Consider the following 11420-nt stretch of genomic DNA (forward strand, 5'->3'; position numbering starts at 1 on the left):
CCTTTGCGCAACAAAATGTCAAGAGCTCTTTGCAGCTGCAGCACTATTCCTGAACCATTCCTTCAAGACGGGCCACTTCGTCGCGAATACCGCGTAACAGCTCCTCGCCTACACGGGCGAACCGCTCCATGCGGGCGTCCCCCTCGTGGCGCACCAGATAGAAGGACCGTTTGATCGACAACTCGTCTGTCAGGACGCGTTTCAGTTCCGGGGTCGAGGGCAAGATGAAGTCATGCGTGACCCCAATTCCGCCGCCCTGCTTCACCAGTCCCAGCTGCACCGACACCAGATTCGAGGCGAGCGCGGTCTTCTCGACCCCGAGATCCTCAAGGAAATCCAACTCGGGATACGAGATCATGTCCTGTATGTACCCGACCACCGGATGATTGCGCAGATCGGCCAAACTGTCCAAGGCTGCGGCCTGCGCCAAGTAACTGTGCGACGCTGCAAGATGCAGATGATAATCCGTGATCTTCTGGACGGTGATCCGCCCGGTCTGTGGTGGCGAGACCGTAATCGCCATATCTGCCTCGCGCTTGGACAGGTTGATCACGCGCGGCAGGGCCACGATCTGCAACTCCAACTCGGGATGATCACGCTGAATGGCCGCACAGACCTGCGGCAGAATGAAACTGGCCACCCCGTCCGTTGCCCCGATCCGCACCTGCCCGGACAATTGCCCCGACTGCCCAGCCAGCTCGTCCACCCCAGACATCACCGCCTGCTCGGCCCGTTCCGCATGGGCCATCAAGCGCAGCCCCGCATCTGTCAGCGCGTACCCTTGCGGAGATTTCGTGAACAGCGGCAATCCCAGATCCGCCTCCAACTTGGACACCCGCCGCCCCACCGTCGCCGCATCGCGCTTCAACACACGCCCAGCGCGCGACAGGCTTTCCCCCCGCGCCACCGCCAAAAACACTTTCAGATCATCCCAATCCAAACCCGACCCTCATTTTCATGCCCGAAATATCCTGGGGTGAGGCCGTCAGGCCGAGGGGCAAAGCCCCTAACCCACGTCACTCGCACACTCACCTATTGCAAAAACGCAAAACCCTTTTGGAAAACTACCCCTTTTCCCGGCAATTCTGCAAGACTATCCTGCCCCTGAAATTTGGGAGACTTACCATGCAGAAACTTGGACACTGGATCAACGGCCAGATGGTCGAAGGCACGTCGGGCCGCACTGCCGACGTCTACAACCCCGCCACCGGCGAAGTGCAGGCACAGGTTGCTCTGGCCACCAAAGCCGAGCTGGACGACGCTGTTGCCAAAGCCGCAGAAGCTCAGAAAGCTTGGGGCGCCACCAACCCGCAGAAGCGCGGCCGCGTGATGATGGCTCTGGTTGGCCTTCTGAACCGTGACATGGACAAGCTGGCCGAAGCCCTGTCGCGCGAGCATGGTAAAACCATCCCCGACGCAAAGGGTGACGTTCAGCGTGGCCTAGAAGTGATCGAATACTGCATCGGTGCTGCCCAGATGATGAAGGGCGAGTTCACTGACAGCGCTGGCCCCGGCATCGACATGTACTCGATGCGTCAGCCGCTGGGCGTTGTGGCCTCGATCACCCCGTTCAACTTCCCCGCCATGATCCCGCTGTGGGGTATGGGTCCGGCTCTGGCCGCGGGTAACGCGATGATCCTGAAGCCGTCCGAGCGTGACCCCTCGGTTCCGCTGATGCTGGCTGAGCTGTGCAAAGAAGCTGGCCTGCCCGACGGCGTGCTGCAGGTTGTGAACGGCGACAAAGACTCGGTTGACGCCATTCTGGACAACGAAACCGTGCAGGGCGTGGCCTTCGTTGGCTCGACCCCAATCGCGCACTACATCTACTCGCGTGCAACTGCCAACGGCAAACGCGCACAGTGCTTCGGCGGTGCGAAAAACCACATGATCATCATGCCCGACGCGGACATCGAACAAGCCGCTGACGCGCTGATCGGTGCTGGCTTCGGCGCAGCTGGCGAACGCTGCATGGCGATCTCGGTTGCTGTTCCGGTTGGCAATGAAACCGCAGACAAACTGCGTGACGCTCTGGTCCCGCGCATCGAGAAGCTGAAAGTAGCCCCCTACACTGCTGGTGATGATGTGGACTATGGCCCCGTCGTGACCTCGGCCGCCAAGGAAAACATCCTGCGTCTGATCAACTCGGGCGTGGAGCAGGGTGCTGACCTGGTTGTCGACAACCGCGACTTCAGCCTGCAAGGCTATGAGGACGGCTTCTTTGTTGGCCCGCACCTCTTTGACAACGTCACCACCGATATGGACATCTACAAGCAGGAAATCTTTGGTCCCGTTCTGTCGATGGTTCGCGCTGAAAGCTATGAAGAGGCCATCGGCCACGCCATGGACCATGAATACGGCAACGGCACCGCGATCTTCACCCGTGACGGTGACACCGCCCGTGACTTCGCCAACCGCATCAATATCGGCATGGTCGGCATCAACGTTCCGATCCCGGTTCCGCTGGCCTACCACACCTTTGGCGGCTGGAAGAAGTCGGGCTTTGGTGACCTGAACCAGCACGGCCCGGACGCGTTCAAGTTCTACACGCGCACCAAGACCGTGACCCAGCGCTGGCCGTCGGGCATCAAAGAAGGTGGCGAGTTCAACTTCAAAGCCATGGACTAAACCCACACGCGGTTTACACGAAACGCCCCGGCCAGCCGCCGGGGCGTTTTGCGTTTGGGGTTTTGCCTGCTTGTCCATCTGACATTCTCTTGCCAAAGTGGTCCCGCGCGACGCTGACAGGAGGACAGGCCATGGCCCGAACAGCCCCCACATTCTCGATCGGGATCGAGGAAGAATACCTTCTGGTGGACCGCGACAGCCTTGCCCTGCGCGAAGCCCCGGACGAAATGATGGAGGCCTGCCGTGCAGAGTTGGAAGGTCAGGTCAGCCCCGAATATCTGCAATGCCAGATCGAGATCGGCACCCGCGTTTGCGCCAATGTGTCCGAGGCCCGCGATGACTTGAAACGTCTGCGCGCCAGTGTCGCCAAACACGCCAAGGATTACGGGCTGGCCCCGATTGCGGCCTCGTGCCACCCGTTTGCCAGCTGGAAAGACCAGCATCACGTCAATAAGGACCGCTACAATGATCTGCGCCGCGATTTGGCGGGCGTCGTGCGCCGAATGCTGATCTGCGGGATGCACGTGCATGTTGGCATTCCCGATCCCGACACGCGGATCGATCTGGTGAATCAACTGTCCTATTTCCTGCCACACCTTCTGGCGATGTCCGCGAGCTCTCCGTTTTGGCAGGGCGAGGATACGGGTCTGGCATCCTATCGTCTGACCGTCTTTGACAACCTGCCCCGCACTGGGCTTCCGCCGCAACTGGGCAGTTGGTCGGAATATGAACGCTCGGTTCAGGCGCTGGTGGATATCGGTGTGATCGAGGATAGCTCGAAAATCTGGTGGGATCTGCGCCCTTCAGCCCGCTTCCCGACGATCGAGGCCCGCATTTGCGATGTGCAACCGCGGCTGGAAGACACGCTATCGCTGGCGGCTCTGATCCAGTGTCTGACCCGGATGCTGTGGCGTCTGAAGGCCAAGAACCAGCGCTGGCGGCTTTATGACAACTTCCTTGTTGGCGAAAACCGCTGGCGTGCCCAGCGCTATGGCGTTTCCGGAGGGCTGATCGACTTCGGCCGGGGCGAGATCGTGGGCTTTGATGCCCTTCTGGACGAGATGATCGAATTGACCGCTGAAGATGCCAAAGTATTGGGCTGTCAGGCCGAAGTCGAACACGCCCGTACCATTCTGGCAGGCGGCACCGCAGCGGATCGTCAACGCGCCGTGTATCAAGACAGCATTCAGGCTGAAAAAACAAAGGAAGAAGCGCTGCACGATGTGGTCCGACACCTTATCGATTCTTTCCACGATGGGTTATAAGCCACGGATTTCCAAATAGTTTTCCAGTTAGCAGGCGCCAAGGACTTCCTGTCACGCAGGGGAACCGTGACAGGGCTTGAAAAACTCCTGTAAGGATTGCTCCATAATCTGTGTGCAGACACGTGGACGGGAGGACCAGATGGATTTCGCGCTGACCGAAGAGCAGACCCTTATCTTCGACATGGCCAAAAGCTTTGGCGAAGAAAACATTGCACCAAATTCCGAGAAGTGGGAGGCCGACGGCACCATCCCGCGCGAACTGTGGCCGCAACTGGCCGAGCTGGGATTTGGCGGTGTTTATGTGTCCGAGGAATACGGCGGCTCTGGCCTGTCGCGCCTTGATGCCACACTGATTTTCGAAGCTTTGGCGATGGCCGATCCGTCGGTTGGTTCCTTCCTGTCGATCCACAACATGTGTGGCGGCATGATCGACAAATTCGGCAAGGAAGAAGACAAGCAAAAGTGGCTTCCGGCGCTGTGCTCGATGGAAAAGGTCTTCTCGTACTGCCTGACCGAACCCGGTTCGGGATCGGATGCCGCAGCTCTGAAAACCCGCGCAGAGAAAACCGCTGATGGCTATGTGATGAACGGGAACAAAGCCTTCATCTCGGGCGGCAACTATTCGGACGTCTATGTCACCATGTGCCGCACCGGCGACGATGGCCCCAAGGGCATTTCGACCGTGGTGGTGGAGAACGGCACGCCGGGCCTGAGCTTTGGCGCCAACGAACGCAAGATGGGCTGGAAGGCGCAGCCGACCTCTCAGGTGCAATTCGACGACTGCCTTGTCCCGCAGGAAAACCTGCTGGGGGAAGAGGGCAAAGGCTTCACCTATGCGATGGCCGGTCTGGACGGTGGACGTCTGAACATCTCGGCCGGTGCGCTGGGTGGCGCACAGAAGGCTCTGGATCTTACCCTGCAATATATGGGCGAGCGCAAGGCGTTTGGAAAAACCATCGACCAGTTTCAGGCGCTGCAATTCCGTCTGGCGGAATACGAGACTAAGCTGCAAGCCGCACGTACCTTCCTGCGTCAGGCGGCGTGGAAGTTGGACAACGGCGCGCATGATGCGTCCAAGTTCTGTGCGATGGCCAAGCTGATGGTGACGGACGTGTCCTTCGAGGTTGCGAACGGCTGTCTGCAACTGCATGGCGGTTATGGCTATCTGTCTGATTATGGCATCGAAAAGATCGTCCGTGACCTGCGCGTGCACCAGATTCTGGAAGGTACGAACGAGATCATGCGCCTGATCGTGGGCCGTCAACTGTTGGCAGAGCGTGACCGCGGCTAATGGCAGACATCCACATCCGAAAAGAAGGCAAGGCTGGGCGGATCACATTGACCCGTCCCGAGGCGCTGAATGCACTGAGCTATGACATGTGCCTTCAGATCGACGCAGCCCTGATCAAATGGGCCGAGGATGACGAGGTCGCCCTGATCCTGATTGATGCCGAGGGCGACCGCGCCTTCTGCGCAGGCGGTGACATTCGCGAGATTTACGAGATCGGCCTGTCAGGCGATCACACCCGCGCGCAGGAATTCTGGCGCGATGAATACCGCATGAACGCGCGTCTGTTTGAGTTCCCCAAACCGGTGGTCAGCTTCATGCAGGGCTTCACCATGGGCGGCGGCGTTGGGGTCGGCTGTCACGGCTCGCATCGGATCATGGCGCGCTCGTCGCGCATGGCGATGCCGGAATGCGGGATCGGGTTGGTGCCGGATGTGGGTGGGTCGATGATCCTGGCCCATGCGCCGGGCCGCTTGGGTGAGTATATCGGCATGACCGGCGCGCGTTTGGCACCGGGCGATGCGATCCATGCGGGCTTTGCCGACTATGTGATCCGTCAGGCCGAATGGGACGCGCTGAAGGCGGACCTGATCCGCACCGGCGATCCCAGCCATATTGACGAGGCCGCAATTCCGCCGATCCCGGGCAACCTGTCTGCCATGCAGCCGATGATCGACGCCCATTTCGGTGGTGGCAGCTTGGGTGAGATCGTCGCGTCCCTGCGCGCCGAAGACAGCCAGTTTGCCGAGAACACGTTGGAGCTTCTCGGTCGAAACTCGCCCCTGTCGATGGCCTGCACGGTCGAGATGCTGCACCGTATGGCGGGCACCCGTGACGTGCGCGCGTCGCTCGAACTGGAATACCGCTTCGTCTATCGATCGCTGGAACATTCCGATCTGGTGGAAGGCATCCGCGCCGCGGTGATCGACAAGGATCGTAACCCGAACTGGGAATACGACATGGAAAACCTGCCGCAAGAGGCAGTCGAACATATGCTCGCCCCCTTGGGCGACAAGAAACTGACATTCTAGGGAGAACCTCATGAAAATCGGATTTATCGGACTGGGCAACATGGGTGGCCCGATGGCGGCAAACTTGGCCAAGGCCGGTCACGAGGTCACTGGCTTTGACATGGCCCCGGTCGAGATCGAGGGCGTGGCGCTGGCTGCATCGGGTGCTGAAGCTGCGGCGGGCAAAGACGTGGTTGTGACCATGCTGCCCAACGGCCAGATCCTGCGCGCGGTGGCCAATGAGATCGTGCCTGCGATGGACAAGGGCGCGGCGTTTGTAGACTGCTCGACCGTCGATGTGGAAAGCGCGCGTGCGGTGGCAGAACAGGCCGCAGCAGCAGGTCTTCTGCCCGTAGACGCCCCTGTATCGGGTGGTGTCGGTGGCGCGGCCGGTGGCACGCTGACCTTCATGGCGGGTGGCTCGGAAGAAGCCTTTGCAAAAGCCGAGCCCCTGTTTGACATCATGGGCCAGAAAGCCGTGCATTGCGGCGACAGTGGCGCGGGTCAGGCGGCCAAGATCTGCAACAACATGATCCTTGGCATCACCATGATCGGCACCTGTGAAGCTTTCGCGCTTGCTGACAAGCTGGGTCTGGATCGCCAGAAGATGTTCGACGTTGTGTCGACCTCGTCAGGTTACAGCTGGACGATGAACGCCTATTGCCCGGCCCCGGGCGTGGGTCCGCAGTCGCCCGCCGACAACGACTATCAGCCCGGCTTTGCTGCCGAACTGATGTTGAAAGACCTGCGTCTGAGCCAGCAAGCTGCCGAGGCCGCCGATGCCGACACCCCGATGGGTCAGGCCGCGACCGAGCTTTATACGCAGTTCGTCGAGAACGAAGATGGTTTGGGCATGGATTTCTCGGCCATGTTGCCGCGCTTTGAAAAACGCGGTCGCAGCTAAGACGCGTTCGGTCTAGCCTGTTCCTATGAGTTGGACCGAACACACTGACCAGATCGCCGGGCTGGACGCCCCAGCCCGCGCGCTTCTGGATACGCTTGCCCCGTTGGACGTGACCGAGGGGGCCGTTCTATTTTGCCCCGGTGAGGCCGTGAAAGGCTATGTCGTCATGCTGTCCGGGCAGGTCGACGTGAACCTGATCGGCCCTAATGGGCGCGATATTTTGCTCTATCGCGTGGCGCCGGGGCAAAGCTGCATCCAGTCGACGTTGGGCCTGCTGGGCGGCGACGCCTATACCGCAGAAGCCACGGCCGAGACCCCTGCCCGTCTGGTCCTGATCCCACGCGACGTGTTCTTTGCACTTCTGGACAGTTCGCCCGGATTTCGACGGCTGGTTTTTGGCGCCTTTGCCGAACGCATGCAGTCGATGATGCAACTGATCGAGAACGTGTCCTTCATGAGCGTCGAGGCGCGGCTGGCCGCACTCATTCTGGACCGCTCCGGCCCCGATGGATGTCTGCACATGACGCAGGCCGAAATGGCGACGGCGATTGGCACAGCCCGCGAAGTAATCTCGCGCCGGTTGGACAAGATGGCGCATGCTGGGTCAGTTGCGCATGAACGCGGTGTCGTAACGGTTCTTGATCACAAAGCGCTGAACAAAATCGTCAGTGGGACCGCTTTTTAAGCACGTTGTGTGACCACGTCACATGCCTTTCCAAACAAGCCTTGTTAGCAAGGTGTCAGTCAAGGAAAGGAGTTCATCATGCTCAAACGTAACGAAGGTAATCTGGATCGAATTCTGCGCGTTGTTGCAGGTCTTGCCCTGTTGGGGTGGTACTTTTTCGCAGGCGGCCCGGTCTGGGCCCTGATCGGTATTGTTCCGCTGGCCACCGGTGCGCTGGGATCTTGCCCGCTCTATTCGATCTTCGGGATCAACACCTGCAAACTTAAGACTTAAGTCAGGTTTTCTTCAGGAAATCGCAATGCTCGTCCGCTAGACAGGTCGAAGTAGCGAGTGGAAAAGTTTGCGCCGGACCTTTTGGGGCCCGGCGCTGTTTTTTATTTGGTTATGATTTCCGGCCCCATGAAGGTGTTGGGCAGGAAGGTCGACAACCACGGTATGTAAGTGATCATGATCAGGAAGACGAAGAGCACGGCCAGGAAGGGCAGCGCTGCGCGCACCACTGACATCATCGGCATACCCGCGACACCACTTGTCACGAAGAGGTTCAGACCCACCGGTGGCGTAATCATCCCGATCTCCATGTTCACAACCATGATGATGCCCAGATGGATCGGATCGATGCCCAGCTCGATAGCGATCGGGAACACCAAGGGTGCCACGATGACCAGCAAACCCGACGGCTCCATGAACTGACCACCGATCAGCAAGATGACGTTGACGACGATCAGGAACATAACTGGTCCAAAGCCTGCATCCAGCATGGCGCCCGCAATCTGCTGTGGCACCTGTTGTTCAGTCAGCACGTGCTTCAGGATCAGCGCGTTGGCGATCACGAACAGCAGCGTGACGGTCAGCTTACCCGCTTCAAACAGCGTGTGTTTGGTGTCGGGGTGGAACATTGATGTGATCAGCGCATGCGGCTTCTTGAACAGGCTGATCTTTTCACCGGTCGAAGCCTCGAGATTTCCAGCCGATACTCCGGCGGCGGCCCCTGCCAGCGGTCCCATATCCTTGTAAACGAAGGTCGCGATGAGGAAGGCATAGACCGCGGCAACGGCTGCGGCTTCGGTTGGGGTAAAGATACCGCCATAGATACCGCCCAGAATGATGACAATCAGGAACAAGCCCCAACCGGCGTCGCGACCTGACTCGATGATCTCGCCCCAGCCTTTCCATTCGCCTTTGGGCAGGTTTTTGACCTTCGCGATGACATAGATCGTCACCATCAGCATGAAACCAGCCAGAAGGCCGGGGATCACACCAGCAAGGAACATCCGACCGACCGAAACCTCGACCGAAGCGGCATAAACAACCATCACGATCGACGGCGGGATCAGAATGCCCAGCGTACCTGCGTTACAGATCACACCTGCGGCGAATTCCTTGGAATAACCTACTTGGCGCATCCCAGCGATCACGATGGAACCAATGGCCACAACGGTTGCTGGCGAAGAGCCCGACAGTGCTGCGAACATCATACAGGCGAACACACCTGCAATCGCCAGACCGCCCGGAAGGTGGCCAACACATGCGATCGAGAAGCGGATGATCCGGCGCGCCACACCACCCGTCGACATGAAGCTTGAGGCCAGGATGAAGAACGGGATGGCCAGCAGCGTGAAGTGCCCTTCAAAGGCTTCGAACAGAGTGCCTGCGACCGACGCCAGCGTGGCATCCGAGTAAAACAGCAGGAACAGGATCGAGCTGAGGCCCAAGCTGACTGCGATCGGTACACCGATCAGCAGAAGGCCGATCACCATTGCAAATAGAATTACGACGTCCATCAGTCATGCTCCCCCAATTGCTCACGAACTTCCTGGATCTCGTCCTCGACTTCGTGGCTTGCGACCAACCGGTCAGTTTTTCCATTCCAGATCGCAAGCGAGGCCTGCAAGAACCTGAAGAGCAACAGCATCATGGATATCGGCAGAACCACGTAAGGCACGACTTTCGGAAGCTTCTCGTAGCTTTCGCCGTAGTTGATCAGGTCCTCTAGGAACGCAAAGATCCCAACCATCGGCACGTCCTGTACCTCGTAGAAGGATTGCGAGCGGAACTTATCTACAAAGCCCGTCGGGAACCAGCGGCCAGACGTAGGCGGCAGGTCCGCGAAAACGGCCCAGTAGTCATACGCGCCCTTCACCATGAAAATGGAGAACAGGACACAGGCGGCCGCCGCAATCAGTCCCAGAACACGCGCGACAGCGGGCGGGACCATGTTTACGATCGCATCAACGCCCAAGTGGCTGTGTTTCTTTACCGCATATGAAGCGCCCAGCAGCACCAGCCACCCGAACAGGAACACGGTCAGTTCCAGCGCCCAGAGAATATTTGAATTGAACCCGAAACGGGCGATGACGTTTGCGAATGTAATCGCAGTCATCAACCCAAGGAGCGTCGCGATGAGCGTCTCCTCGATTCGGTCCACGAAGGTGTGCTTGTGTTGCATGTCCTCGTCCCCGCAGATTTTTTGCTAAAGATGCGGGCCCGATGGGGCACCGCGACACCGGTGGTGTTCCGGGACGCTTTCGCGCGTCCCGGAGAGTTTTGTTTGGTTTACGAGCCTGCGTTGATGGCTTGTGCCGCGTCGATGTTTTCCTGGCCAACATCGTCCGAGAACTGGTCCCAAACCGGCTTCATCGCATCGACCCAAGCCTGACGCTGCGCTGCGTCCAGCTGGCGAACTTCGCCACCGGCGTCGATGATCGACTGTTTGGCAGCATCGTTCACGGCGGTCGATTCCGCGTTACGTGCAGTGGTCACTTCCGACAGAATGGTCAGGAACTGATCGCGTACGTCTGCATCAAGGCTTTCCAGCCAATCGATGTTGGTCACAACCAGATAGTCGATCACACCGTGGTTGGTTTCGGTGATGCCGTCCTGAACTTCGAAGAACTTCTTGCCGTAGATGTTCGACCAGGTGTTTTCCTGACCGTCCACAACGCCCTGCTGCAGGCCGCCATACACTTCCGAGAAGGCCATTTTCTGCGGGCTACCGCCAATGGCTTCCATCTGAGCGACCAGCACGTCAGACGATTGAACACGGAACTTCAGGCCTGCGGCATCAGTCGGCAGAACCAGCGGCTTGTTGGCCGACATCTGCTTCATGCCGTTGTGCCAGTACGCCAGCCCCTGAAGACCACGGCGCTGCATGCTGTCCAGAAGGGCCTGGCCGCTGTCCGAAGCTTGGAACGCGTCAACCGCGTTAATGTCGTTGAACATGAAGGGCAGGTCAAAGATACGGAATTTCTTGGTGAACTTCTCGAACTTCGACAGCGAAGGGGCGGCCAACTGTACGTCGCCCTGCAGCATCGCTTCCAGAACTTTGTTGTCGTTGTAGAGCGTCGAGTTCGGGAAAACCTCCATACAGGCTTTGCCGTTCATCTCGTCGTTCACACGCTGCTCAAGCAGCGACGCGGCAATCCCTTTGGGGTGCTTGTCGGTGTTGGTCACGTGGCTGAACTTGATGACGATCTCACCGTCGTCACAGGCCGCTTGCGCGGTGGTGACAGAGGCAGCAATGGCCAGGGCCGAAGCGGCAATGGTCAGGAATTTCATGTGGTGTCCTCCCAGACAGATAGAAAAAGCGCCCACAAACGGGCAACTGCCTTATTGGGTCACGGGTTTGTGACGACGCCAAGGG

11 protein-coding genes are annotated in these 11420 nt (G+C 59.0%); 7 read left to right on the top strand and 4 right to left on the bottom strand.

Annotated elements, in window-relative coordinates; all coding sequences use genetic code 11:
* Positions 1-43: 43 nt before the first annotated feature.
* Positions 44-940, bottom strand: a complete 897-nt coding sequence (locus G0Q00_RS08685) for a LysR family transcriptional regulator (RefSeq protein ID WP_163038452.1) — start codon at positions 938-940, stop codon at positions 44-46.
* Between the two features lie 185 nt (positions 941-1125).
* Here G0Q00_RS08685 and G0Q00_RS08690 point away from each other — a divergent pair, with 185 nt between their 5' ends.
* From G0Q00_RS08690 to G0Q00_RS08720, 7 genes are all read left to right on the top strand, one after another.
* The gene (locus G0Q00_RS08690; protein ID WP_163038454.1) at positions 1126-2625 is read left to right on the top strand and encodes a CoA-acylating methylmalonate-semialdehyde dehydrogenase; all 1500 of its coding nucleotides are present in this window, start codon (positions 1126-1128) and stop codon (positions 2623-2625) included.
* A 131-nt stretch (positions 2626-2756) separates the two neighbouring features.
* Positions 2757-3890: a carboxylate-amine ligase gene (locus G0Q00_RS08695; protein ID WP_163038455.1), complete on the top strand. Its 1134-nt coding sequence runs from the start codon at positions 2757-2759 to the stop codon at positions 3888-3890.
* A gap of 139 nt (positions 3891-4029) precedes the next feature.
* The gene (locus tag G0Q00_RS08700; RefSeq protein ID WP_163038457.1) at positions 4030-5181 is read left to right on the top strand and encodes an acyl-CoA dehydrogenase family protein; all 1152 of its coding nucleotides are present in this window, start codon (positions 4030-4032) and stop codon (positions 5179-5181) included.
* Positions 5181-6209, top strand: a complete 1029-nt coding sequence (locus tag G0Q00_RS08705) for an enoyl-CoA hydratase/isomerase family protein (protein ID WP_163038459.1) — start codon at positions 5181-5183, stop codon at positions 6207-6209. Before G0Q00_RS08700 ends, G0Q00_RS08705 begins: the two co-directional genes overlap by 1 nt.
* Positions 6210-6219: 10 nt before the next feature.
* The gene (gene mmsB, locus G0Q00_RS08710) at positions 6220-7092 is read left to right on the top strand and encodes a 3-hydroxyisobutyrate dehydrogenase (RefSeq protein ID WP_163038461.1); all 873 of its coding nucleotides are present in this window, start codon (positions 6220-6222) and stop codon (positions 7090-7092) included.
* Positions 7093-7117: 25 nt separating this feature from the next.
* A complete protein-coding gene (locus G0Q00_RS08715; RefSeq protein ID WP_163038463.1) occupies positions 7118-7777 on the top strand; it encodes a Crp/Fnr family transcriptional regulator in 660 nt (219 codons plus the stop codon).
* A gap of 78 nt (positions 7778-7855) precedes the next feature.
* Positions 7856-8050, top strand: coding sequence for a DUF2892 domain-containing protein (locus G0Q00_RS08720; RefSeq protein ID WP_163038465.1), 195 nt, complete (start codon positions 7856-7858; stop codon positions 8048-8050).
* 101 nt (positions 8051-8151) lie between these two features.
* Here the strand turns inward: G0Q00_RS08720 and G0Q00_RS08725 are convergent, their stop codons facing one another.
* From G0Q00_RS08725 to G0Q00_RS08735, 3 genes are all read right to left on the bottom strand, one after another.
* Positions 8152-9561, bottom strand: a complete 1410-nt coding sequence (locus G0Q00_RS08725) for a TRAP transporter large permease (RefSeq protein ID WP_163038467.1) — start codon at positions 9559-9561, stop codon at positions 8152-8154.
* Positions 9561-10226 carry a TRAP transporter small permease gene (locus G0Q00_RS08730; protein WP_163038469.1) on the bottom strand — a complete coding sequence of 222 codons (666 nt, stop codon included), beginning with the start codon at positions 10224-10226 and terminating at the stop codon, positions 9561-9563. Before G0Q00_RS08730 ends, G0Q00_RS08725 begins: the two co-directional genes overlap by 1 nt.
* 107 nt (positions 10227-10333) lie before the next feature.
* Positions 10334-11335 carry a DctP family TRAP transporter solute-binding subunit gene (locus G0Q00_RS08735; RefSeq protein ID WP_163038471.1) on the bottom strand — a complete coding sequence of 334 codons (1002 nt, stop codon included), beginning with the start codon at positions 11333-11335 and terminating at the stop codon, positions 10334-10336.
* Positions 11336-11420: the final 85 nt, after the last annotated feature.

The organism is Aliiroseovarius sp. PrR006 (assembly GCF_010500215.1).
Taxonomy (GTDB): domain Bacteria; phylum Pseudomonadota; class Alphaproteobacteria; order Rhodobacterales; family Rhodobacteraceae; genus Aliiroseovarius.